The following is a 23,907-nucleotide window of genomic DNA, read 5'->3' as shown; positions in this document are numbered from 1 at the left end:
CGCTTGACGCCGCGCCGCCATGGCGCGACTCTTCAAACAACGGTTCGAAATACGGGAGGAACTCGCCATGGCTGACGGTTCGACGCTGCCCTCATCGCTGAAGGACAAGGTCTCGGCGGAGGAGTGGAAGGCGCGGGTGGATCTGGCGGCGCTTTACCGGCTGGTGGCGCTGCACGGGTGGGACGACATGATCTTCACCCACATCTCGGCCCGGATCCCGGGTCCGGAGCACCATTTCCTGATAAACCCCTATGGGATGTTCTTCGACGAGATCACCGCCAGTTCGCTGGTCAAGATCGACCTCGACGGCAAGGTGCTGCAGGAGACGCCCTATTTCATCAATCCGGCGGGCTTTACCATCCACTCAGCGGTGCATGCGGCGCGCGAGGACGCCATGTTCGTCATGCACCTGCACTCCGACCAGGGTGTCGCGGTGGCGGCGCAGAAGGAAGGGCTGCTGCCGCTCAGCCAGCATGCGCTGATCGTCCTGCCGCAGCTGGCGTACCACGACTACGAAGGCATCGCGCTGAACCTGGACGAGCGCGAGCGGCTGGTGGCGGACCTGGGGCCGACCAAGCGGCTGATGATGCTGCGCAACCACGGCACCCTGGCGGTCGGGTCGAGCGCGGCGGAATGCTGGCTGGGCATGTTCTACCTGGAACGCGCCTGCGCCCAGCAGGTGATGGCGCTGAGCGCCGGCCGCGACAATGTGCTGTTCGCGCCGGAGGCCAGCCAGGCCGAGGTGCGAGGCCAGATGGGCAACGGCATGGGGCCGATCGGCGGCCTGGCCTGGCCGGGCTGCCTGCGCCAGCTGGAGCGGTCGCTGCCCGGCTACGACGCCTAAGGATCGCGCTTTTTTCAGACGTTGAAACGGCCGTCCGCCAAGCGCGGGCGGCCGTTCTCTTTCAATTGTTTCAAGTCGGTAGCCGTTCAGTCATGCCCGAGCCACTTGAAACGGGTTTAGGGTGCGACACCTTGCCCTATGTGACGCGTTGAGTCGCGTCGCTGGGTCGGCCTTGGGAGTATCGCTTGTTTCGTCGCCATTTCTTTCTGATCACCGCGGCCGCTGTCCTGCTTCTGATGGTGGTGCTCGGCGGGCTGCGCCTGGCGACGGGCGATTCCGAGGCCAAGGGCAAGGGCGGAGGCGGTCCCGGGGGGCGCGCCGCCCAGGTCAGTCTGGCCAGCGTGACCAACCGGCCGTTCGCCGATCGCATCGCCGTGCTGGGCGTGGCCAAGGGCCGCCAGTCGGTGACTATCACCTCCGACACCGCAGAGCTTGTCACCGCGGTGCACTTCCGGGACGGGCAGGCGGTGTCTCGTGGCCAGATCCTCGTCACCTTGAAGGCCACTGAACAGGACGCCGGCGTTGCAGAGGCGGTGGCCCGCGAGAACCAGGCCCGGCGGGAGTACCAACGGTGGAAGACGCTGGCCGACAAGGGGATCGCCCCTAAGGCGACCGCGGAGCAGTATCTGGCCGCGTTGGAGACCGCCCAGGCCTCCACCGCGGCGGCGCGGGCGCGCAAGCTGGACCGAGTGATCCGGGCGCCGTTCGCGGGCGTGGTGGGTCTCAGCGACATCGCCCCCGGCGCGCTGATCAGCCCCGGGTCGCCGATCGTCAGCCTGGATGACCTGGGCGCCATCCGCGTCGATTTCGATGTCCCGGACCGCTACCTGTCGGTGCTGCGCCAGGGCTCGTCGATCGCGGCCACGCCTGACGCCTATCCAGGCGAAGTGTTCACCGGTCGCATCGCCCAGGTCGACACCCGGATCGACACCGCCACCCGCGCCGTCACCGCCCGGGCCGAGTTCCCCAATGCCGGCGGGCGGATCAAGCCGGGCATGATGCTGCGGGTGAATATCGAGCACGGTCGTCGGGACGCCTTGGCCGTGCCGGAGTCCGCCATCCAGTACGAGGGTGATCAGGCTTTCGTCTTCCTGATCACCGAACGCCAGGCTGGGGCCGAGAGCAAGGGTAACGGTAACGCCAAGGGCAAAGGCCAACCGGGCGGCGGCAGCGGCCCGGTGGCGCGCAAGACCCAGGTGACGCCCGGCGTTAGCGAAGGCGGTTTCGTCGAGATCCGCGAAGGTCTGAAGCCCGGTGACCGCGTGGTCGCCGATGGTCTGAACCGCCTGCAGGACGGACAGGCCGTGCGCCTGCCCGGACAGGGCGGCGCCGCGCCGCAGGGCAAGCGCTGATGCTGTCTGACCTTTCCGTCCGCCGGCCGATTTTCGCGGCCGTCGCGGCGATCATCCTGTGTGTCATCGGCCTGGCGGCGTTCACGGCGCTGCCGATCCGGGAACTGCCCAACGTCGATCCGCCGATCGTCTCGATCTCGACCACCTATCGCGGCGCCTCGGCGGAGGTCATCGAGGAGCGGATCACCCAGGTCATCGAGCGTCAGGTCAGCGGCGTGCAGGGTATCGACCGGGTCAACAGCTCCAGCCGCGACGGCCAGAGCCGGGTGAACATCACCTTTACCCTCGACACTAATCTGGAAACCGCCGCCAACGATATCCGCGACGCGGTCAGCCGGGTGTCGGCCAACCTGCCCGATCAGGCGGACCCGCCGCAGATCGCCAAGGCCAACGCCGACTCCTCTCCCATCATCATCCTGAACATGACCTCCACGACGCTGAGCCGCCTGGAGATGGCCGACTATGCCGACCGCTATCTGGTCGAGCGGCTGTCGACGATCCCCGGCGTGGCGCAGGTGGGGCTGAACGGGGCGCCGCTGTACTCGATGCGGATCTGGCTGGACGCCGACGCCATGGCGGCCCGCGGTCTGACCGTCGACGATGTCGAGACGGCGCTGAACACCCAAAACGTCGAACTGCCCGCCGGTTCGCTGGAGAGCCAGAGCAAGGACTTCACCATCCGGGTGAACCGTGGCTACTCACGGCCTGAGGACTTCGCGGCCCTTCCCGTGCGCCCCGCCGCTGGTGGGTCCAGCAGCCAGGCTTCGACGTCCGCGTCCGGCGTGGCCGGGGCCACCGCCACCACCTCGACCAGCGGACAGGTACAGAGCGCGGGGGTCGATAACCCGGCCTATGCCACCCGATTGGGCGATATCGCCCGCATCGAGGAAGGCGCAGATGAAACCCGGCGACTCTTCCGCGGCAACGGCATCGACCAGATCGGCATCGCGCTTACGCGCCAGTCGCAGGCCAACGACCTGAAGATCGCAGACCTCGCCAAGGAGGAGGTCGCGAAGATCAACGAAACCCTGCCGGCCGGGACCGAACTGATCATTGCCGTCGACAGTTCGGAGTTCACCGCCGAGGCGATCCACGAGGTGTGGGTCACCATGGGCATCGCCCTGTTCCTGGTGGCGCTGGTCAACTTTGTTTTCCTGGGCAGTTGGAGAGCGGCCATCATCCCCTCGGTGGTGGCGCCGATCTGTCTGCTGGCGACCTTCATCATCCTGGCGCCGCTGGGCTTCTCGCTGAACCTGCTGACGCTGCTGGCGCTGGTGCTCGCCATCGGGCTGGTGGTGGATGACGCCATCGTGGTGGTCGAGAACATCCAGCGACGGGTGGACGATGGCGAACCGGCGACCGTGGCGGCCATGCGCGGCACGCGGCAGGTGTTCTTCGCGGTCGTGGCCACGACCATCGTGCTGATCGCGGTGTTCGCCCCCCTCATGTTCCTGCCGGGGTACATCGGCCGACTGTTCGTCGAGCTGGCGGTGGCGATTGCGGCGGCGGTGGCGTTCTCGGCCCTGCTGGCGCTCAGCCTGTCGCCAATGATGGCGTCGAAACTGCTGCGGCCGGCGCATGGCGAGGGTTGGCTGGCGAGGCGAGTCGATGCCGGCATGAACGCCCTGCGCCAGTCGTACCACGACTCCCTGGACGCTATCCTCGGCTGGCGAGCGGCCAGCATTGGGGCGGGGGTGCTGGTGGTGGTGCTGTTCGGCATGGCGGCGCTTCTGTTCGTCACCATCCCGCAGGAGCTGGTGCCGGCGGAGGATCGGGGTCGGGTCGATATCAGCATCAACGGCCCGGAAGGCGCCGGCTACGAGTACACCCTCAAGGCGGCCGCCGAGGTCGAGAAGCAGCTGAAGCGCTACTACGACGAGGGCGAGGCCGAGCGCTACATCGTCAGCGTGCCCCGGTTCGGCAACAGCCAGTTCAACACCGGCAACGGTGTGGTGGTCATGAAGGGCTGGGGCGAGCGGACCAAGACCTCCGACGAGGTGGCGGCGGAGCTGAACCGGACCCTGAGCGGCATCACCGGCGTTCGGGCGGTGGCCAGCGTGCGCGGCCCCTTCCAGCGCGGTGGCGGTGGCGGCGGGGGCGGGGGCGCCAACGTCGATCTGATCGCTCTGGGCAACGACTATGTCGAGATCGATCGCTGGCTCCAGCCGATCCTGGATGCGGCGGCCAACAATCCCGGCATGGCCCGGCCGCGCATCGACTATGAACCCAACGCGCCCCGCCTGTCGGTCGACATCGACCGGGACAAGGCCGCAGCCCTTGGCGTCTCGGCCCAGTCCGTGGGCCGTGTGCTGGAGACGATGTTCGGCTCTCGCCGTGTCGGCACCTACATCAAGAACGGCCAGGAATACTATGTGATCGTCCAGACCGACCTGGAGCGGCGACGGACCATCGGTGACCTGAACACCCTCTATGTCCGCTCGGGCTCCGGCGCCCTGGTGCCGCTGTCGAGCGTGGTGAACACCGAGGTTCGCGGCGACATCCCCGATCGGCCGCGTGTCGATCGGCTGCGCGCCATCACCCTGACCATGCAACTGAACCCCGGTTACACGGTGGCCGAGGCCATCGAGTTCCTGCAGGCGGAGGCGGCCAAGCAGGAGAGCTCGGCGGTCACCATCACCTGGGGCGGGCAGGCGCGGGACTTCCTCGAGGCCTCCGGCGCGGTGGGCCTGGCTTTCGGCCTTGCGCTGCTGCTGGTGTTCCTGGTCCTGGCTGCGCAGTTTGAAAGCTGGATCCACCCGGCGGTGATCATGCTGACCGTGCCGTTGGCGGCCCTGGGCGGGCTATTCGGGCTGCTGATCACAGGGTCGTCGATCAATACCTACAGTCAGATAGGACTGGTCATCCTCATCGGCATCGCGGCCAAGAACGGCATCCTGATCGTCGAGTTCGCCAACCAGATGCGGGACGAGGGCAAGCAGATCCGCGAGGCGGTGATCGAGGCCTCCGCCCTGCGCTTGCGGCCGATCATCATGACCAGCATTTCGGCCGCCTTCGGCGCGCTGCCGCTGATCCTCTGGCAGGGGGCGGGCGCGGAAAGCCGGATGACCATCGGGGTGGTGATTTTCTTCGGGGTGCTGGTCTCGACCGTGCTGACCCTGTTCATCGTGCCGGTGTTCTACAACCTGCTGGCCCGGTTCACGAAGTCGCCGGAATACACGGCCAAGCAGATCGAAGCCTTTGAGGAGAAGGAAGAGCAGCGGCTCAAGCAGGCAGCGGAATAGGGCTCACCGTTCCCGCAAGGCCGCCAGAATCTGCGCGTCCGACCGCCGAAGGGCCAGGGTGAACACCCCTGCCAACACCGCCGGGATAATCGCCCATGTCAGAAGCCAGGCGGCCAGGAAGGTGGCGAAGCCGATCAAGGCCTGGATGATCATGATGGCTATGACGATCAGCCAGTGAAGGTTGCCCTTGCGCTGGAAATCGGCGCGGCGGCCAGGGCGCTGATGCCAGATGCTGATCATGCCGGCCGACCAGGCGGAGGCGAACGACCCCAGGGCGGCGGCGAGGGCCGCGACAGGGGCGAACCAGGCCAGCAGGCCAAGCGGGATGACCAGCAGGGCGGCGGTCGGGATCAGGGCGGCCCACAGCTTTGCGCGATTCAGGTCGCGGACCGGAGCGGGGGAGGAGACCAGCAGGTCCGGCGCCTCCTCGGCCGAGATCGTGATCCAGGCCAGGCTGGCGGTAACCTGGCCGGCGATGAAGCTGAGCGCGGCCGCTCCGCCAGGCAGCAGGACGTTGGCTCCCTCGCTGGCGTTGCGGACCATGATGAAGCCGAGGGGAAGCAGGAACAGCACCCGCAGCAGCACCTGAGACATCAGGGCGATGTCGCGCAGCAGGACGCGCAGCTCCTTGCGCAGGGTGGCGGCGAAGGTCCCGTGGGCGAAGTCGCCGGCCATGGCGCGGCGGCGGACCACGGTATTGGCGCCGATGGCCGAGGCGGCGTCCTTGGCGAAGCGACGGCCCAGGCTCTGGTTGACCAGCACGAACAGAGCCACCGCCAAGCCGACAATGACCAGCAGAGGCAGGGGCTCGCCCACCGCCGCGCGGGCCGGCCAGTCCGCGAAGGGTGGCAGCTGGATGGTCACGGTTCCCCGGATCATGGCCTCGATCTGGTCGGCCATGCCGTCCTGACGATCCCGGTCGATCAAGTTGCCACTCTGGAACAGCAGGAAGACCCCGGCGCCGACCAGAGCGGCGAGGACCTGCGCCACCGTTCGGGTGCGGCGAGGGCCCAGAACACGGAACAGGGCCATGGCCAGCAGCAGCCCGAGCGCGGCGGCCATCAACCCCATGGCGGCCACTAGCGCCAGGGCGCCCAGCCACTGAGGCGTGCCCAGGATGGCGACCGGGATCAGCACCCCGGCCAGCAGGAAGAAAGGGATCAGCGAGACGTTGAAGGCGATGGCCAGGAACCGCACCGTCAGCACCGTTCGCGGCGGCAGAGGCGAGGAGAAAAGCAGGTCGAGGTCGCCGCGCACGTAAAGCGCCTGAGCCGCGGCGGCCAAGGCCATCGACAGCATGAAGGTGAAGACCACGAAGGCCACGCCCCCAATCACGGCGGCGGCCGCCGGGGTCATGGCCCAGTCGAGTTCGCGCAGCGCCAGACCGAGGCCCGTGCCGAGCGCCAGCAGGAACAGAAACCCGATCGCCAGAGCGACGATCGAGATGATCATCTGGGTCTTATTGCGCCCTTCGCGGAAGGCGAGGCGCATCTCGTGGCCCAGCAGCCAGGGGATAGAACCGGCCTTGAAGATCACGGCTGGGCCGCCTCTCCGGTCAATTGAAGGAACAGGTCCTCCAGCGTCTCGCGGCCGCCGCCCGCCAGGGCGCGGAGCTCTTCCAGGCTGCCCTCGGCGCGCAGCTTGCCATGCTGAATGATGCCGATACGGTCGGCCATCCGCTCGGCCACCTCGAGGATGTGGGTGGTCAGGATGACGGTGGCGCCCTGGGATACCTTTTCCTGGAGTACGTCCTTGACTTGGCGGGCCATGGCCGCGTCAAGGCCGGTGAGAGGCTCATCGAGCATCAGCAGGCGCGGCTCGTGGATCAGCGCCCCGGCCAGCGCCGTCTTCTGCTTCATGCCGCGAGAGAAGCCCTCGCACCGCTGGGTGCGCTCCTCCCAAAGGCCGAGCCACTTGAGCAGTTCCTCGGCCCGCGCCCGCGCCGTCTTGCCATCCACGCCCCACAGGCCTGCGACGAACTCCAGGTATTCCATCGGGTTGAGCCGGTCGTAGAGCATCGGCTCGTCCGGAGCCCAGGCGATCATCGCCTTGGCGTCGGCGGGGTCCTTCAAGGCATCGACCCCGAACACGCTGATCGAACCGCTGGTGGGGCTGAGCAGCCCGGCGACCATTCGCAGGGTCGTGGTCTTGCCGGCGCCGTTAGGGCCGAGCAGGGCGTAGAGCTCGCCGGAGCGGACGGTCAGGTCGAGATCCGAAACGGCGGCCTTTGTCCCGAAGGTCTTGTTCAGGCGGCTCAGTACAAGGGCGTCGGTCACGGGCAGGCACAACCTCTGGAACGAAGGCCTCTGTTATCGCCCATGGCCGTCGCGGTCGCTAGGCGGATGTCGCCCTGGTAGCGTTTGCCGACGGGCGGCCCTATGAAGGGTCGAATTCTTCGGCATTGGATGGCGTTTGAGCATGGATGACGGGCTGGCGACCGCGGAACGGCAGGACATCGCCCTGTTGCGCCGGCTGGAGGAGCGGGTGCTCTGGCTGGCCAGCTGGACCATCCACAACGCCAACCATCTGCGTGAGAGCCGTGACGGACTGAAGGTGGGAGGGCACCAGGCCAGTTGCGCCTCGATGACCACCCTGATGACCGCCTTGTATTTCCGCAGCCTTCGGCCGCAGGACCGGGTCGCCGTCAAACCGCACGCCAGCCCGGTTTTCCATGCCATCCAATATCTGTTTGGCCGACAGACGACCGACCAGTTGCAACGCTTCCGCAGCCTGGGCGGCGCGCAGTCCTATCCGTCGCGGACCAAGGACATCGACGACGTGGATTTCTCCACCGGATCGGTGGGGCTGGGTGTGGCGATGACCGCCTTCGCCAGCCTGACGCAGGACTACCTGGCGGCGCGGGGGGCGGTGAAGCCCGACGCCATGGGGCGGATGATCTCGCTGCTGGGCGATGCGGAGCTGGACGAGGGCAACATCTACGAGGCCCTGATCGAGGCCTGTAAGCACGACCTGCGCAACACCTGGTGGATCGTCGACTACAACCGCCAGAGCCTGGACGCGACCACCTCCGACCGGATGTTCACCCGTTACGGCGAGATCTTTGAGGCGGCCGGGTGGCGGGTCGAGACGCTGAAGTGGTCCAAACGCCAGCTGACCGCCTTCGCCCGGCCGGGCGGCGAGGCGCTGCGCAACTGGATCGAGACCGCGCCGAACGACCTCTATTCGGCGCTGACCTATCAGGGCGGCGCCGCTTGGCGCGAGCGTCTCACCACCGATCTGGCGGGGGATGCCAAGGCGCTGAAACTGATCGAAGGCTATGGCGACGCCGACCTGGCCCTGGTGATGACCGAACTGGGCGGCCACTGCCTGGAGACCATTCTCGAGGCCTTCGAGCGGGCGGCGGAGGACGATGCGCCGCGGTTCTTCATCGCCTACACGGTGAAAGGTTGGCGGCTGCCGTTCCAGGGGCACAAGGACAACCATTCGGGCCTGATGACTCCCGCACAGATCGCCGAGCTGCGCGGGCGGCTGGGCGTGGTCGAGGGCGAGGAGTGGGACATCTTCTCCGGTTTGGGCGACAATGAGCGGGCCGCCCTGCGGCATGTGGTGGACACCGCGCCGTTCGCGGCCCGCAAGGATGGCAGGAAGGTCGCGCCGACGGTGGCCCTGCCGACGGCGGACGAGCTGCTGAAGGCGGTCGAGGGCGGCGGGGAGGCCTCGACCCAGGCAGCGTTCGGCAAGGTGATGTTCGAGATCGCCAAGCGGACAGACGATTTTTCGGGCCGGGTGGTGACTACCTCGCCAGACGTTACGGTATCGACCAACCTGGGTGGGTTCGTGAACCGGCGGGGCGTGTTCCACCGACGAGCGCATGAGGACGTGTTCAAGAACCGGCGCATCCCCTCCGCCCAGGTCTGGGCGATGGCCGAAACGGGCCAGCATGTCGAGCTCGGCATCGCCGAAAACAACCTGTTCATCGCCCTGGCGGCGCTGGGGCTGAGCGCCTCTGTGTTCGGGGAGCGGCTGTTCCCGGTCGGCACCCTGTACGACCCCTTCATCGCCCGCGGCTTGGATGCCCTGAACTACGCCTGCTACCAGGACGCCCGTTTCCTGCTGGTGGCGACGCCCAGCGGCCTGACCCTGGCGCCGGAGGGCGGGGCGCACCAGTCGATCGGCACGCCCCTGATCGGGATGAGCCAGCCGGGGCTGGACAGCTACGAGCCGGCGTTCGCCGACGAGACGGCGGTGCTGATGGCGCACGCCTTCGACCGCATCCAACGGGAGGATGGCGGCTCCACCTACCTACGCCTGTCGACCCGCGCTCTGGCGCAGCCGGAGCGGTCCGATGACGCCTGGCGAGAGGGGACGATCGACGGCGCATACTGGATGCGGCCCCCGGAGCCGGGCGCCCGGATGGCGCTGGTCTACAGCGGTGCGATCGCGCCGGAGGCCCTGGCCGCCTTCGAGGCCATCGTCGAGGATATGCCGGAGGCCGGATTGCTCGCGGTGACGTCGCCCGACGTGCTGCACGCCGATTGGACGGCCGCCGGGCGAGCGCGCTGGACGGGCGGGGAGGCGCGGAGCTCAACGGCCGAGCGGCTCCTGGCCGACCTGGCCCCCGATGCGGTGCTGGTCACCGTGCTGGACGGGTCGCCCGCGGCCCTCTCATGGCTGGGGTCCGTGCGAGGGCAGCGGGTTCGGGCTCTGGGAATGGAGACCTTCGGGCAGTCGGGAGACCTGCCCGACCTCTACGCCAAATACCGGCTGAATTTCGACGCGATTCTAGATGCTTGTGCCGATCTGTTGATCTAACTGGGATCCATCCTCAGGATCAGGCCGTCAGGACTGAAGGTGTAGGTGTGGGTTACCCGCTGATTGGCCCAAAGCCCGCCATCGAGCCTGCGAACGGTTTGATCGACGTCGACTTCCACCCGGCCGTCCGGGAGAGATGTGTATGTCAGGGGGCTCAACTCGGTCCGCACGATTTCGAACTGCCCGAGCCAATAGGCCTCAACTGCCGCCCGGCCCTTGATCTGCACGCCGTTGAGCACATCCCGCCACTCCACTCCAGGGTCGAGGCCCTCAAGCATCGCCGGCACGTCCTGGCGGTTGAAGGCCTCATAGAGCGGTTCCAGCACCGCCTTATAGGCCTCGACCGACGTCATTGCCCTTCCACCTGATCCATCCGGACAATCAGTCCGTCCCGAAACTCGAACCGGTACTGCACAGTGCCTTCGTACCAGAGCTTTCCGGCCAGGCTGCTGACGTGATGATGCACCGTCGCGAGCATCGCGCTGTCACCCAACGCCTTGAAGGCAGACGGGGTGCTGATCGCGTGGATCATCGTGAAGGCGTTGGTCCAGTAGTCGCGGAGCGCTGCCACGCCCCGCCGGCGGCCGCCGTCGATCTGGTCAGGAAAGTCTACGTCAGGATGCAATGTGGCGACGATGCCCTCGACGTCCCGTTGGTCGAGGGCCTTGTAGAAGCGCGTGAGTAAGGCCTTCCGCGCGTCCATGACGCTCCGTCTACTTTGCCGGCTGGAAGCCGGTTTCCACCTTCAGATAGGCAATCAGGTCGATCCGTTTTTGCGGGTCCTTGATGCCGACGAAACTCATCCGATTGCCGGGCAGGAAGCCGCGCGGGTCGGCCAGCCAGGCGTCCAGCTTCTCGGCGTCCCACTTGAAGCCGGCCGCCTTGACGGCGTCGGAGTACTTGAAGCCCTCGTGCGTGCCGGCCGTGCGGCCGAAGACCCCGTGAAGGTTAGGGCCGGTTCGGTTCGGACCGCCTTCGGTGATAGTGTGGCAGGACTGGCAGAGGGCGAACTGGGTCTTGCCGTTGGCCAGGTTGCCGGTGTTGTAGGGCGCCGGAAGGCTGGCCAGAATGGCCTGCTTTTCAGCGTCCGTCAGCTTGGGCGCGGGCGGAGCCGCAGCCGGCGCGGCTGCACTTTCCGCCGGGGCCTCCGTGACCGGGCTGCAGGCCGTCGCCAGGGCGCAAGCCCCGAGGGCCATCACCAGTACACCAATCGTCCGCATCTCAATCCCCTGACTTGCGTGTGAATCTAGGCCGTTGTCGGCGCGCTTTCAATTGAACAACGACGTTATCTATTCATCTCCCGCCGGACGGCCTCGGCCGGCTTTAATCGAGCCGCGCCGCGCTTTGCCGGTCAGCCGCCGTTCCTTCGAGGCGCGGGTCGGTCGCGTCGGACGGCGCGGTGGCGGGGGCGGCTCCGCCGCCTTGGCGATCAAGGCGACCAAGCGCTGGACGGCGTCTGCGCGATTGCGCTCCTGGGTGCGGAAGCGGTTCGCGGTCAGCACGATCTCACCGGCCAGCGTGAGTCGGGAGCCGGCCAGCTTCTCCAGGCGCGCCCGCACCGGGTCGGGCAGGGCAGGGGAGTTACGGGCGTCAAAGCGCAGCTGAACCGCCGTGGCCACCTTGTTGACGTTCTGGCCACCCGGGCCCGAGGCGCGGATGAAGCTGAACGTCACCTCGCTGTCGTCCAGGCTGATGGCGGGGGTGACGGGGATCATGCCAGCGTCAGATAGCCTGAGCCGCCACGTCCGCAAAGGCCGTCAGTCGAAGACGCTGCTGACCGCATGTTGACTGCGGTGCTTGCGGAGCGACACGTAGACCGATCCGGGGACGGCGCCGGCCGCCAGCGGGATCGCGGCGCTGAAAACCAGATAGAGTGGAACTGCGAACAGGACGATCCCGATGGGGAACTCACCATCGGTGTCGAACGCCCCGGTCAATCCCGCCGCGCCAAATGCCAATCCCATGAGGAGGGCCATCACCAGATAGGCGATCAGCAGCCCCACCACCGCACCGATGTAGGCGATGATGTAGTAGCCCAGCATCTTCAGGTGGTTACCTTCGCCTGCGTTGATGCTCGCGCTCAGAGAGGCGAACACGCCCTGGCGCTCCGCGACTTGGATCATCGGCGCGAGGCCCAGGAAGGCGATGATCAGGGCAAGGGAAACCAGGAAGGGGACAATGAAGAAGATTCCGAAAAGGGCGGAAACGAAGGCGGCGATCACGAACAGGACGCCAAGGATCAGCTGAATGCCCAATTGGGGCAGGAAATTGCGCCACGCGGCGTTCCAGCCGCCAACGAAGGTCGCCTTCTCGCCGCGCACTTCGGCCTCCGACGCGTGGCCGTTGACCCCGCCGATGAGCGCCCCGATGACGAGGGCCATGGCCAATGAAACGATGGCCCCGACGATCGAGCCGGTGGAACTCGGCTCGGCGGGCACGCCGGCGGACGCAAAGCCGCCGTTGAGCGCGGTAACCCCCACCTGGATGGCGCCGCCGACGGCCGAGAAGGCCAGGATGACGCCGCCGAGCTTCAGCAGGTTGCGCCGCCACATGCCGCCCGCTCGAAGCAGGGTCTGGCCGATCTCGAAGTCCGGAGTTCTCGCCATATGCCCCCCAAAGAGCAGCCACCATACAATCCGATTCGGCAGACGTCAGAGCCGACGCCGCGCCTTGTTGATCGCCTCATCCAGGGCCTGAAGGAAGCGGGAGCGATCGCTGCGGCCAAAGGGAGCCGGACCGCCGGTAAATTCGCCCGTTGATCGGATGTGCTCCATGATCGAGCGGGTGGCCAGCGACGAGCCGATGCTATCGGGTGTGAAGGGCTGGCCGTTGGGCTTCAACACCTGAGCCCCAGCCTTCAGGCAGAGGTCCGCCAGGGGAATGTCGTTGGTCACCACGACGTCGCGGGGGCCGCAGCGCTCCGCGATCCAGGCGTCGGCGACATCAGGGCCGGCATCGACGATCACCCGTTCGATCAGCGGCGAGGCGGGAACTTGCATAAAGCTGTTGGAGACCACGAAGGTTTTCAGCCCATACCGGCCGGCGACCTTGTAGGCCTCATCCTTCACCGGGCAGGCGTCGGCGTCGAGGAAGATGCGTATGGGATCGACCATAGCCCTTCAAAGCAGGCCCGGCCGATCGGGGCAACCAGCGGGGCGGCAACCAATCGTTAACGGCTGCGTTTGGCCTGCATCCCGCGCCTTGGGCGCCTGCCGGGAGCATCGAGGATGCGTAAGTTCTTCCGCCGTATGATCGCCAATTTCGACGCCATGGTGTGGAATCTCACCACCGGTGGGGCGCGAGGCTAGTTGGTGCCGGCTGCAGGGATCGAACCCGCGACCTTCGGTTTACAAAACCGCTGCTCTACCATCTGAGCTAAGCCGGCGCTTGCCGAGGCAGGCACGGGCGCCCAAATGCGACAAAGCTCGCGTCGCGTCAAACAGGAAGCCCCGTTGTCCCAGCCTCTGACCATCAACATTCCCCATCAGCTCGGCAAGGACGAGGCGCGGCGGCGCCTCGAGACCGGCTTCGTCAAGATCGAGCAACAGTTTGCCAAGCAGGCGCAGGTCGACAAGACCTGGGACGGCGACCGGATGGCCTTCCGCGCCGTGGCCATGGGCCAGACGATCACCGGGACACTGGATGTGCTGGAAGAGGCGATCCGGCTGGAGATCGTGTTGCCGGGCTTCCTGGGAATGCTGGCCAGCAAGATACGGGGTAAGGTGGAGAAGGAAAGCCAGCTTCTGCTCGAGAACAAGAAGAAGTAGGCTGTCAGCTTTTTAAGGGGGACCCACATGCGCGTCATCGGTATCGGGCTGACAGCGGCCGTCATGCTTGCGAGCTCCGCGCTCGCTCAGGAGCAACCCGGCGCCGGAGTTGACATGGCGGGCTTCCGCGGCGACTGCAAGCTGACTTCGGCGGGCAAGACCGTGGCCTGCGAAAGCGTCATCTACATGCACTTCCGCGCCAACGGCCGGACCAATTTCGGCGCGGTGGTGGACGAAGACACCATGACCAGCTTTTCCGGCGGCAATGACGATCAGCCGAAAAGAACCGAGTACTGGCTGGAAGTCGACCGGGTGCTTCAGGGCAGGGCCGGCGAAGTCAGCGAGTTTCCAGGCAAGGGTCGTTGCGACCTGAAAATCTCCGAGGATGGATCGATCGTCCACGAACTGGTCTGCCGGGCAATGATCGAGGGCGGGCCGGTCGAGCTTCGATTCTCCGGAAGCCGGAGCAACTAGGCCGGAGTGGCCGTCCGCTCCCGCCACTTCATGCCAATCGACCAGCAGATGACGCCGATCGTCACTGCCCCGATCAACAGGGTGCAGACGGCGTTGATCTCCGGCGAGACGCCCAACCGCACCTGGCTGTAGATCCGCATCGGCAGGGTGGTGGAGCCGGGGCCGCTGGTGAAGCTGGCGATCACCAGGTCATCGAGCGACAGGGTGAAGGCCAGCATCCAGCCGGCCAGGACGGCGGGCAGGATGTTGGGCAGGGTGACCTGCCAGAAGGCGCGGGTCGGGGTGGCGCCGAGATCCTGGGCGGCTTCCTCCAGGGATCGGTCGAAGGTGGCCAGGCGCGACTGCACCACGACCGTAACGTAGGCCATGGTCAGGGTGGTGTGGGCCAGGGTGACGGTCAGGATGCCGCGATCGATGCCCAGCGCCACGAACAGCAAGAGCAGCGACAGGCCCATGATCACCTCGGGCATGACCAGCGGCGCATAGGACATGCCTGAGAACAGGGTGCGGCCCCGGAAGGCGCCGTGGCGGGTCAGGGCGACGGCGGCGAGGGTTCCAAGGACGGTGGCCAGGGTAGCGCTGATCAGGCCCACGCGGATGGTCACCCAGGCGGCGGCCATCAGCTGGTCGTTCTGGAACAGGGTCCCGTACCATTTGGTCGAGAAGCCGCCCCAGACGGTAACCAGTTTGCTGGCGTTGAACGACCAGATCACCAGCAACAGGATCGGCAGGTAGAGGAAGGCGAAGCCGACCGTCATGCTGACCAGGTTGAAGGGGGAGGGCCCGCGCCTCATCGGCCGGCCTCCAGGGCCTTCACCTGCTGGCGTTGGTACAGGACGATCGGTACGACCAGGGTGATCAACAGGACAATGGCCACCGCCGAGGCGAAGGGCCAGTCGCGGTTGGCGAAGAACTCCATCCAGATCGAGCGGCCGATCATCAACGAACCCGGCCCGCCGAGCAGGTCGGGGATGACGAACTCACCGACCATCGGGATGAAGCAGAGCAGGCAGCCGGCGATGACCCCGGGAATTGAGAGCGGGAAGGTGACCTGCCAGAAGCTCTTCCAGGGCGGGGAGCCGAGATCGGCGGCGGCCTCCAGCAGGGTGTGGTCCTGTTTTTCCAGAGCGGCGTAGAGCGGCAGCACCATGAAGGGCAGGTAGCTGTAGACCAGGCCGATCTGGACGGCGGCGGGGGTGTAGAGCAGGTCGGCGTCGGGCAGTCCGAGGAGGCCGAGACCCGCATTCAGCAGGCCCTGCGGCTTGAGGATGCCGACCCAGGCGTAGACCCGGATCAGGAAGCTGGTCCAAAAGGGCAGGATCACCGCCATAAGCAGCAGCGAGCGTGTGCCCGGCTTGCAGCGGGCCATACCGTAAGCCATCGGATAGCCGACCAGCAGGGCCAGCACCGTGCCCTCCAGGGCGAAGCGCAGGCTGGAAATGTAGGCGTTGAAGTAGAGGCTGTCGCCGACCAGCGCCTTGTAGGTGTCGAAGTCGAGGGCGTCGATGAAGGCCCGGACGCCGTCGATGCCGCCGCCCCAGTCGATGCGCGGCGTATAGGGCGGGATCGCCAGGGCGCTGTCGGAGAGGGACAGACGCAGGACCAGCAGGAACGGCAGGGCGAAGAAAACCAGCAGCCAGGCATAGGGGATCAGCGCCGACAGCCGGGGCAGCGTGCGTTTCATTGCTCCAACACCACCCCGGCGTCGGCGTCGAAGGTCACCCAGACCTTGTCGTCCCAACCGATGGGCCGGTCGACGAAGCGGCTGGCGTTGGCGCGGGCCACGCGGATCAGCCGCTCGCCCGGCAGTTCAACGATGTAGTTGGTCCAGTCGCCGGTGTAGCCGATGTCCCAGATTTCGCCGGTCAGGACGTTGTGGGTTCCGGCCGGCGGCGGATCGAGGCTGATCCGCATCTTCTCTGGCCGCACCGCCAAGCTGACAGCGGAGCCGGCCGGCGGGCAGTCGTCGTCCAAAACGTAGAAGCCGTCGGTGGCCTCGGCCGCGGCCAGGCGGGCCATGGGGTGCTCGATGGCCGAGACCTTGGCCTCGAACAGGTTCACATCGCCCAGGAACTCGGCGACATAGCGGTTGGCGGGGGTTTCATAGACCTCTTCGGGCCGGCCGATCTGGGCGATCTCGCCCTCGCGCATCAGGGCGATGCGGTCGGCCATGACCATGGCCTCCTCCTGGTCGTGGGTGACGATCAGGAAGGTCATGCCGAGCTCGACCTGAAGGTCCATCAGCTCGAACTGGGTCTCCTCACGTAGCTTCTTGTCCAGGGCGCCCAGCGGCTCGTCGAGCAGCAGCATCTTGGGTTTGCGGGCGATGGCGCGGGCCAGGGCGACGCGTTGTTTCTGGCCGCCGCTGAGCTGGTCGGGCTTTCGGCGGGCGAAGGGCTTGAGCTTGACCAGATCCAGCATCTCGACGACGCGGGCGGCGATCTCGGCCTTGGGCATGCCCTCCTGCTTGAGGCCGAAGGCGACGTTCTGTTCGACGCTGAGGTGCGGGAACAGGGCGTAGGACTGGAACATCATGTTGACCGGCCGCCTGTGCGGCGGGATGCCGGCCAGATCCTCTCCGCCCAGGGTGATGCGGCCGGCGTCCGGGGTCTCGAAGCCGGCCAGCATCCGCATCAGGGTGGTCTTGCCGCAGCCCGAAGGACCAAGCAGGGCGAAGAACTCCCCCGGATAGATGTCGAGGGAGACGTCGTTGACGGCCGTGTGGTCGCCGAACCGCTTGCTGACCCCTTCGAAACGGACCAGCGGGACCGCGGCCGGGTCGTTCCAGGGGGCGAAGCTGGATCGCACCGCCCCGATGTTGAGTCGTTTGCCGGCCGCTTTAGCGGGCCGCCCCTTCGCCGCGCTCATCGACCGGTGAGCACCTTGGTCCACTGGCGGGTCACGACCTTCATCAGCGCCTGGTCCTTGGCCTTGGTGGTGAACAGCCGGCTCATCACCTCGGGCGGCGGATAGATGCCGGGGTTGTCCTTGATGTCCGCATCCACCAGGCCGGCGGCGGCCAGATTGCCGTTGGCGTAGGTAGTGACGTTGGAGGCGCGTGCGATGATCTCCGGCCGCATCATGAAGTTGATGAACTTGTGGGCCGCCTCGCGATTGCCGCCGACCGGGATGGTCATGGCGTCGAACCACAGCTGGCTGCCTTCCTTCGGGATGATGTAGCCGATGTTGACGCCGTTCTTGGCCTCCTCGGCCCGGTCGCGGGCCTGGAAGATGTCGCCGTTGTAGCCGACCACGACGCAGGCATCGCCGTTGGCCAGGGCCTCGATGTACTCGCTGCTGTGGAACTTGCGCACGTAGGGGCGAAGCTTGAGCAGCAACTGGGCGGCGGCCTCATAGTCGGCCGGGTTGGTCGAATTGGGATCCTTGCCCAGGTAGGTCAGGACCACCGCGAACATGTCCTCGGGCGCATCGAGGAAAAAGACGCCACAATCCTTGAGCTTGGCGAGGTTGGCGGGGTCGAAGATGACCGACCAGCTGTCGAGGGCGACGCCGGGCAGTCGCTCGGCCACCTTGGCCTTGTTGTAGCCGATACCCATGGTGCCCCACATGTAGGGGACGCTGTATTTGGCGCCGGGATCGAAGGGTTCCATGCCCGCCACGATGTCCGGCCAGAGATTCTTGCGGTTGGGCAGCAGGGCGAAATCGAGGGGTTCGATCGCCTTGCCCTGGATCAGCTTGGGAATGGTGTGGTTGGCCGGAACCGCGACGTCATAACCGGACTGGCCGGTCATCAGCTTGGTTTCCATGATCTCGGCGGTGTCGAAGGTGTCGTAGACCACCTTGATGCCGGTCTCGGCGGTGAACTCTTCCAGCAGCTTGGGGTCGATGTAGTCCGACCAGTTGTAGACGTGGATTTCCTTGGCCTCTGCGGCCTTCTCGCCGCCGCCTTCGCAGCCGGCCAGACCCAGAACCGCAAGACCCACAGCCACCACGGCCAACCGCCGCGTCATCGCACCCAGCATCGCGCCCTCCAGCACTATCCCTGGGGAGCGTTATACGGCGTACGCGCCTGGGGTTAAGCGGTTTTGCGTCGCGACTGTCATTCCGGGCTTCAGTCGCCTATATCCGCGCCCCATGACGCGCGTCCTCATCACCTCCGCCCTGCCGTACATCAACGGGATCAAGCACCTGGGCAACCTGGCCGGCTCGATGCTGCCGGCCGACGTGTTCGCGCGGTTCAAGCGGGCGAGCGGCGCCGAGGTGCTCTACATCTGCGCCACCGATGAGCACGGCACCCCGGCAGAGCTGGCCGCCGCCGAGGCGGGCCAGGATGTGCGCACCTATTGCGATGAACAGCATGTGCTGCAGCACGACATCGGCCGGGCATTCGGTCTGTCGTTCGACTGGTTCGGCCGCAGCTCCAACCCGCCCAACCACCGGCTGACCCAGCACTTCGCCGAAGTTCTGGAATCGAAGGGGCTGATCGAGGAGCGGACGGACAAGATGGTCTATTCCATCGACGACCGCCGTTTCTTGCCCGATCGCTATGTCGAGGGCACCTGCCCGCACTGCGGCTTCGAGAAGGCGCGGGGGGACCAGTGCGACAACTGCGGCAACCTGCTGGACCCGGTCGACCTGATCAATCCGTACAGCAAGATCAGCGGCTCGCGGAACATCGAGGTGCGCGACACCAACCACCTCTACCTGCTGCAGACCAAGCTCGAGGGGCGGATTCGGGAGTGGGTGGACGCCAACTCGGCGAACTGGCCGCTGCTGACCAAGTCTATCGCCTACAAGCATCTGGACGAGGGGCTGATCGACCGGGGGATCACCCGGGATCTCGCCTGGGGCATCCCGGTGATGAAGGACGGCGCGCCGCGGCCGGGGTTCGAGGACAAGGTCTTCTACGTCTGGTTCGACGCGCCGATCGAATACATCGGCGCCACGGTCGAGTGGGCGGAGGCCGAAGGCAAGGACTGGGAACGCTGGTGGCGGACCGACAAGGGCGCGACCGACACCGAGTACGTTCAGTTCATGGGCAAGGACAACGTCGCCTTCCACACCGTTAGCTTCCCGGCGACCATCCTGGGCAGCGAGGAGCCGTGGAAGACCGTCGACCGGCTGAAGGCCTTCAACTGGCTCAACTGGTATGGGGGCAAGTTCTCGACCTCCGAGAAGCGCGGCGTGTTCATGGACGCGGCCTTGGAACTGCTGCCGCCGGACCTGTGGCGCTGGTACCTGACGGCCAATGCGCCGGAGGGGTCGGACACCGCCTTTACCTGGGAACAGTTCCAGTCGGCGGTGAACAAGGACCTGGCCGACGTGCTGGGCAACTTCGTCAACCGGATCGCCAAGTTCGCCGAGAGCAAGTTCGATGGTGTCGTGCCGGTGGGCGGCGAGCCGGGGGCGCTGGAGCAGAAGCTGTTCCTGGACCTCGACGCGGGTATCGGTGAGCTGACGACCAACCTGGAGGCGATCGAGGTCCGCAAGTCGGCCCAGGCGCTGCGGGCGCTGTGGGTGCTCGGGAACGAGTATCTGCAGGAGGCTGCCCCCTGGATGGCGATCAAGACCGACCGCGACCGCGCGGCGGTGATCGTCCGCACGGCGCTGAACCTGGCGGCACTGTACGCGCGGCTCTCGGCGCCGTTCATCCCATTCGCGGCGGAGAAGATCGCCGAGGCGTTCGGCGAGACCTGGCCGCTGGCCTGGCCATCGGAAGGCGCGGCGGTCGAGCTTGGCCGCATCGAAGCGGGCCGGGCGATCCGGGCGCCCGAGGTGCTGTTCAAGAAGATCGAAGATGACCAGGTCGCCGAGTGGGCGGAGCGGTTCGGCGGGGCCTAGCGGAACCGCCAGGCCTCTTCGGCGGCCCGGCGCAGCGCTCGGCTCTTGTGCAGGGTCTCTTCGTATTCCGCGTCCGCGTCGCTGTCGGCGACCACGCCGCCGCCGGCCTGGACGTACAGCATGCCGTCCTTCACCAGGCCGGTCCGGAGCACGATGCAGGTATCCACCGAGCCGTCGGCGCCGAAATAGCCAACGGCGCCGGCGTAGGTCAGGCCGCGCTTGACGACCTCCATCTCGTCGATGATCTCCATCGCCCGCACCTTGGGCGCACCGGACAGGGTGCCGGCGGGCAGGGCGGCCATCAGGACATCGACCGGGTCCAGGCCGTCGGGGGCGTCGCCCTCGACGTTGGAGACGATGTGCATGACGTGGCTGTAGCGCTCGATGAAGAAGCTCTGGGTGACCCGCACCGCCGGGCCCTTGCCGAACGGCGCATCGTCGTTGCGGCCCTCATCGCGCAGCCGCGCCACCCGGCCGACGTCGTTGCGGCCGAGGTCGAGCAGCATCAGGTGCTCGGCCCGCTCCTTGGGGTCGGCCAGCAGTTCGGCCTCAAGCGCGGCGTCCTCCTCGGGCGTGGCGCCGCGGGGACGGGTGCCGGCGATGGGGCGAATGGTGATCTTGTTGTCTCGCAGCCGGACCAGGATTTCCGGGCTGGAGCCGACCAGCTGAAAGGGCCCGAAGTTCAGGTAGAACAGGAAGGGCGAGGGGTTGGTCCGGCGCAGCGACCGGTAGAGGGCAAACGGGGCGCCGGCGTAGGGCGCGCTGAACCGGTGGCTGGGCACCACCTGGAAGATGTCCCCGGCCTCTATGTAGTCGCGGCAGCGGTCGACGATGGTCGCGTAGTCGGCGCGGCTGACGCCCGGCTCGAAGGCCACGTCGCCGGGCTTGCTCGCCGGACCGGGGGCGGGCATCGGGCCCTCCAGGTCGGCCAGCACCTCGGCCAGCACGACCTGGGTTTCGTCCCAGGCCTGCTTCGCCGACACGCCGGCGCGGGGCCGGGCGGGCGCGACCAGCAGGATCTCCTGAGCGATGGCGTCGAACACCGCCACTACCGAGGGCCGGATCATCAGGCCGTCGGGTAGGTCCAGCGGGTCGGGGTTCACGTCGGGCAGGCGTTCGACCAGCCGGACCATGTCATAGCCGATGGCGCCGAACACCCCGGCGCTGGGCGGCGGCAGGCCGGCGGGCAGCTCGATGCGCGAGGCGGCGACCAGGTCGCGCAGGCTGTCCAGCGCCCCGCCGTCCTGAACAGTGAAGCGTCCGGCCGCGACATCGGCCCCGGTGGCGATCTCCGCCACATCGCCGCGACACCGCCAGACCAGGTCCGGCTTCATCGCCACAATGGAATAGCGCCCCCGCCAGGCCCCACCCTCGACGCTTTCAAACAGGAAGGCGTACGGCCGCTCTCGCGCGATCTTCAGATAGGCCGAGACCGGCGTCTCCAGATCGTCGATCAGCCGGGTCCAGACGACCTGGGGCCGGCCGGCGTCCCAGACCCGCGCGAAGTCATCGAAAGAGGGCTCCGCGGGCGGGGTCGTCACTTCTTGGCCTTGTCCGCCTTGCCGGCTTCCTCGGGCTTCTTCTCGGCGTAGTCGGCCGGATCGAGCCCCAGGGCCTGCAGCGCCCGGTCGCGGTTGGACTTGGGCTTCATACGGTCCTTGGCGTACTGGCCGATGGTCACGTCGGCGTCCTGGAACACCTCGCGAGCCGAGGTCTGGCGGCCCTGGCTGGCCATCATGGCGATGTCGTTCTGTGCCCCGGAGCGGACCGCCTCGATGCGGCCGACCACCATGCCCTTGCCCTGCACAGGCACCGACAGAACCTGTTTTGCGGCGCCCTCGTACAGCGCGCCCAGCGCGCCCTCACCCAGGGCTTCCATGTGTTCGCGGGCATTGGCCCGGGTGGCCTTCTCCAGCTTGACTACCGAATAGCCCAGCGAGCCGGCGACAGCTTCGACGCTCTCGCCCTTCCGCAGCCGGTCGGAGGCCGCCTTGGCGCGGTCGGTGACGGCCTTGTTGACCTTTTCCCGCATCATCAGCTGGCTCAGTTCGGTGCGAACCTCGGCCAGCGGCGGCGGGGCCGGCGGCAGGATGCGCTCGACCCGCACGGCGAACTGGTCACCCGCCGAAACCTCGACCAGGCCACTATCGGCGCCGGCCGGCAGGCCGAAAGCGGCCTTGAGGATTTCGGGGCGAACATCGACCGGCCGATTGGCCGGGTCGCGGCCCTGGTCATCGACCGGCCCGATGGTGATTACCTTGGCGCCGACCTTGGCTGCGGCCTGGGGCAGGGTGGCGCCCTGGCCGTGGGCGGTGTCATAGGCGGTCGCCTGGGCGTAGGCCTTGTTGGCGGCGGCCTGGGCGATGACGTCCTTCTCGATCTCGGCGCGGTGCTCTTCGAGGGTGGCGGTCTGGGCCGGGGTGATCTTGGTGATCTTGACCACCGCGAAGCCGAGCTCGGTCTTGATCACCGGGCTGACGCCGCCGAAGGGCAGGGCGAAGATGGCGTCGCCCAGGGCTTTGTCCATGATGGCGTCACGCGGGCGGTCGCTGTTGTTCAGCAGCTCGACGCCCAGCGTCTTGGCGACCGCGGCCGGGTCCTCACCCTTGTTCAACCGGGCGGCGGCATCGGCGGCGGCGCGTTCGTTCTTGGCCGGGATCTGCACGTAGGAGCGCAGCTCAGGGGCCGACAGGCTCTTCTTGCGGAAGTCGAACCGCTTCTGCACCTCGGCCGGATCGGCGGTCACCTGGCCGGCATAGTCGGCGGCCTGGAACTGCACCACCTGGATCACGCGCATTTCCTTGCGCATCAGCCGGCTGGCGTTGGCCTTCAGGAAGGCTTCCATCTCCGCCTCGGTCGGCGGCGGCACGGGGCCCAGGCTCTGCGGAGTGATCACGAAATAGCTGAAGTCACGCTCTTCCAGGCCGTAGCCGGCGCGGGTGGCCGAGTAGATGTGCGGGATTTCGAGCCCAGCGGTCACCGAGCCGTAGAACTGGTTCAGCACGATCTTGCCGCCGAGGTCGCGGCGCAGGCCCTCTTCGGTCGTGCCGACGTTCTGCAGCACCTCAGCGTAGCGCTGCTGGTTGATCTGGCCGGTGATCGGGTCGAACAGGCCAGGCACCTGGGCCAGCTGTTCCTGCAGCACCTTATTGATCAGGTCGTCGGGCGCCTTGAGCCCCATCTTCTCAAGGGTGGCGCCGAGCGACTCGGAGGCCATGAACCGCTCGAGCAACTGCTTGTCGAGCCCGGCCTTGACCAGTTCCGAGTCGGGGATCTGGGTCTGGTACTGCTGTTCCAGTTGTGACTTCTCGTTGTTCCAGAACATCTTGAAGACGTCCGGACCCGCCTCGCGGCTGCCTGCCTTGACGATCCAGTTGCCGCCGCTCATCGCGGCGAACGGGTCGGTCCCCTGGTTGAAGCCGAAGAAGGCCAGGGTGATGATGAGCAGGCCCAGGATCCCGGCGGCGAGCCAGGACTTCATGAGCTTCTTCATGGCGGCGAGCATGCGGGACGAGCCTTGAACGTTGGACCGCGCGCGCGGCCGTGAAGGGCGGGTATAGTCGGGCCGCTATCCAGCAAGCAAGGGCGGCGGAATGTGGGCGTGACAGGGCGATGTTTGGCCGCTAGTTCCGGCCCCTGATTTCAGGAGGAAC

The 23,907-nt window shown here is 66.9% G+C and carries 21 protein-coding genes and 1 tRNA gene; 7 read left to right on the top strand and 15 right to left on the bottom strand.

The window, feature by feature from the left end; translation table 11 throughout:
- Nucleotides 1–67: 67 nt before the first annotated feature.
- From GVN21_RS12795 to GVN21_RS12785, 3 genes are all read left to right on the top strand, one after another.
- The gene (locus GVN21_RS12795) at nt 68–844 is read left to right on the top strand and encodes a class II aldolase/adducin family protein (RefSeq protein WP_166575141.1); all 777 of its coding nucleotides are present in this window, start codon (nt 68–70) and stop codon (nt 842–844) included.
- 185 nt (nt 845–1,029) lie between these two features.
- Nucleotides 1,030–2,196, top strand: coding sequence for an efflux RND transporter periplasmic adaptor subunit (locus GVN21_RS12790; RefSeq protein WP_166575140.1), 1,167 nt, complete (start codon nt 1,030–1,032; stop codon nt 2,194–2,196).
- Entirely contained in the window at nt 2,196–5,438 is a 3,243-nt protein-coding gene (locus GVN21_RS12785) for an efflux RND transporter permease subunit (RefSeq protein WP_166575139.1), read from the top strand. Before GVN21_RS12790 ends, GVN21_RS12785 begins: the two co-directional genes overlap by 1 nt.
- Before the next feature lie 3 nt (nt 5,439–5,441).
- Here the strand turns inward: GVN21_RS12785 and GVN21_RS12780 are convergent, their stop codons facing one another.
- Both GVN21_RS12780 and GVN21_RS12775 read right to left on the bottom strand, forming a co-directional pair.
- Nucleotides 5,442–6,974 (bottom strand): hypothetical protein, encoded by a 1,533-nt coding sequence (locus GVN21_RS12780; RefSeq protein WP_346764261.1) that lies wholly within the window; start codon nt 6,972–6,974, stop codon nt 5,442–5,444.
- Nucleotides 6,971–7,714 carry an ABC transporter ATP-binding protein gene (locus GVN21_RS12775; RefSeq protein ID WP_166575138.1) on the bottom strand — a complete coding sequence of 248 codons (744 nt, stop codon included), beginning with the start codon at nt 7,712–7,714 and terminating at the stop codon, nt 6,971–6,973. The genes GVN21_RS12780 and GVN21_RS12775 overlap by 4 nt, the downstream gene beginning before the upstream one ends.
- Nucleotides 7,715–7,856: 142 nt before the next feature.
- Between GVN21_RS12775 and GVN21_RS12770 the strand changes: the two genes are divergently transcribed.
- The gene (locus GVN21_RS12770) at nt 7,857–10,211 is read left to right on the top strand and encodes a transketolase (RefSeq protein ID WP_166575137.1); all 2,355 of its coding nucleotides are present in this window, start codon (nt 7,857–7,859) and stop codon (nt 10,209–10,211) included.
- Here the strand turns inward: GVN21_RS12770 and GVN21_RS12765 are convergent.
- From GVN21_RS12765 to GVN21_RS12735, 7 genes are all read right to left on the bottom strand, one after another.
- The gene (locus tag GVN21_RS12765) at nt 10,208–10,564 is read right to left on the bottom strand and encodes a nuclear transport factor 2 family protein (protein WP_166575136.1); all 357 of its coding nucleotides are present in this window, start codon (nt 10,562–10,564) and stop codon (nt 10,208–10,210) included. The genes GVN21_RS12770 and GVN21_RS12765 overlap by 4 nt on opposite strands.
- Entirely contained in the window at nt 10,561–10,914 is a 354-nt protein-coding gene (locus GVN21_RS12760) for a nuclear transport factor 2 family protein (protein WP_166575135.1), read from the bottom strand. The genes GVN21_RS12765 and GVN21_RS12760 overlap by 4 nt, the downstream gene beginning before the upstream one ends.
- Before the next feature lie 10 nt (nt 10,915–10,924).
- Nucleotides 10,925–11,431 (bottom strand): cytochrome c family protein, encoded by a 507-nt coding sequence (locus GVN21_RS12755; RefSeq protein WP_166575134.1) that lies wholly within the window; start codon nt 11,429–11,431, stop codon nt 10,925–10,927.
- Nucleotides 11,432–11,500: 69 nt separating this feature from the next.
- The gene (gene arfB / locus GVN21_RS12750) at nt 11,501–11,926 is read right to left on the bottom strand and encodes an alternative ribosome rescue aminoacyl-tRNA hydrolase ArfB (RefSeq protein WP_166575133.1); all 426 of its coding nucleotides are present in this window, start codon (nt 11,924–11,926) and stop codon (nt 11,501–11,503) included.
- 42 nt (nt 11,927–11,968) lie between these two features.
- Nucleotides 11,969–12,817: a hypothetical protein gene (locus tag GVN21_RS12745; RefSeq protein ID WP_166575132.1), complete on the bottom strand. Its 849-nt coding sequence runs from the start codon at nt 12,815–12,817 to the stop codon at nt 11,969–11,971.
- Nucleotides 12,818–12,862: 45 nt separating this feature from the next.
- Nucleotides 12,863–13,324: a YaiI/YqxD family protein gene (locus GVN21_RS12740; RefSeq protein ID WP_166575131.1), complete on the bottom strand. Its 462-nt coding sequence runs from the start codon at nt 13,322–13,324 to the stop codon at nt 12,863–12,865.
- 196 nt (nt 13,325–13,520) lie between these two features.
- Nucleotides 13,521–13,596: transfer RNA gene (locus tag GVN21_RS12735), tRNA-Thr, on the bottom strand.
- A gap of 67 nt (nt 13,597–13,663) precedes the next feature.
- Here GVN21_RS12735 and GVN21_RS12730 point away from each other — a divergent pair.
- The gene (locus tag GVN21_RS12730; protein ID WP_166575130.1) at nt 13,664–13,978 is read left to right on the top strand and encodes a polyhydroxyalkanoic acid system family protein; all 315 of its coding nucleotides are present in this window, start codon (nt 13,664–13,666) and stop codon (nt 13,976–13,978) included.
- A 114-nt stretch (nt 13,979–14,092) separates the two neighbouring features.
- Nucleotides 14,093–14,452, top strand: coding sequence for a hypothetical protein (locus GVN21_RS12725; protein WP_166575129.1), 360 nt, complete (start codon nt 14,093–14,095; stop codon nt 14,450–14,452).
- Here the strand turns inward: GVN21_RS12725 and GVN21_RS12720 are convergent.
- The 4 genes from GVN21_RS12720 to GVN21_RS12705 are packed head-to-tail and all read right to left on the bottom strand — an operon-like array spanning nt 14,449 to nt 18,435.
- Nucleotides 14,449–15,246: an ABC transporter permease gene (locus GVN21_RS12720; RefSeq protein WP_166575128.1), complete on the bottom strand. Its 798-nt coding sequence runs from the start codon at nt 15,244–15,246 to the stop codon at nt 14,449–14,451. The two genes, GVN21_RS12725 and GVN21_RS12720, sit on opposite strands and share 4 nt — an antisense overlap.
- A complete protein-coding gene (locus GVN21_RS12715) occupies nt 15,243–16,136 on the bottom strand; it encodes an ABC transporter permease subunit (RefSeq protein WP_166575127.1) in 894 nt (297 codons plus the stop codon). Before GVN21_RS12715 ends, GVN21_RS12720 begins: the two co-directional genes overlap by 4 nt.
- Nucleotides 16,133–17,320, bottom strand: coding sequence for an ABC transporter ATP-binding protein (locus GVN21_RS12710; RefSeq protein WP_166575126.1), 1,188 nt, complete (start codon nt 17,318–17,320; stop codon nt 16,133–16,135). The genes GVN21_RS12715 and GVN21_RS12710 overlap by 4 nt, the downstream gene beginning before the upstream one ends.
- The gene (locus GVN21_RS12705; RefSeq protein WP_240902917.1) at nt 17,317–18,435 is read right to left on the bottom strand and encodes a polyamine ABC transporter substrate-binding protein; all 1,119 of its coding nucleotides are present in this window, start codon (nt 18,433–18,435) and stop codon (nt 17,317–17,319) included. Before GVN21_RS12705 ends, GVN21_RS12710 begins: the two co-directional genes overlap by 4 nt.
- 112 nt (nt 18,436–18,547) lie before the next feature.
- Here GVN21_RS12705 and metG point away from each other — a divergent pair, with 112 nt between their 5' ends.
- Nucleotides 18,548–20,254, top strand: coding sequence for a methionine--tRNA ligase (metG, locus tag GVN21_RS12700; RefSeq protein WP_166575125.1), 1,707 nt, complete (start codon nt 18,548–18,550; stop codon nt 20,252–20,254).
- On the opposite strand, the gene trpE is transcribed toward metG, so the two are convergent.
- Together trpE and GVN21_RS12690 are read right to left on the bottom strand one after the other, a co-directional pair.
- On the bottom strand, nt 20,251–21,795 hold the full coding sequence (gene trpE, locus GVN21_RS12695) for an anthranilate synthase component I (protein ID WP_166575124.1): 1,545 nt from the start codon (nt 21,793–21,795) through the stop codon (nt 20,251–20,253). The genes metG and trpE overlap by 4 nt on opposite strands.
- Nucleotides 21,792–23,747, bottom strand: a complete 1,956-nt coding sequence (locus tag GVN21_RS12690) for a peptidylprolyl isomerase (protein ID WP_276608515.1) — start codon at nt 23,745–23,747, stop codon at nt 21,792–21,794. The genes trpE and GVN21_RS12690 overlap by 4 nt, the downstream gene beginning before the upstream one ends.
- Between the last annotated feature and the right edge of the window lie 160 nt (nt 23,748–23,907).

The organism is Caulobacter sp. SLTY (genome assembly GCF_009905535.1).
Classification (GTDB): domain Bacteria; phylum Pseudomonadota; class Alphaproteobacteria; order Caulobacterales; family Caulobacteraceae; genus Caulobacter.
The sequence above is the reverse complement of the archived record's forward strand: the minus strand, read 5'-3'. Positions and strand labels throughout refer to the sequence as shown.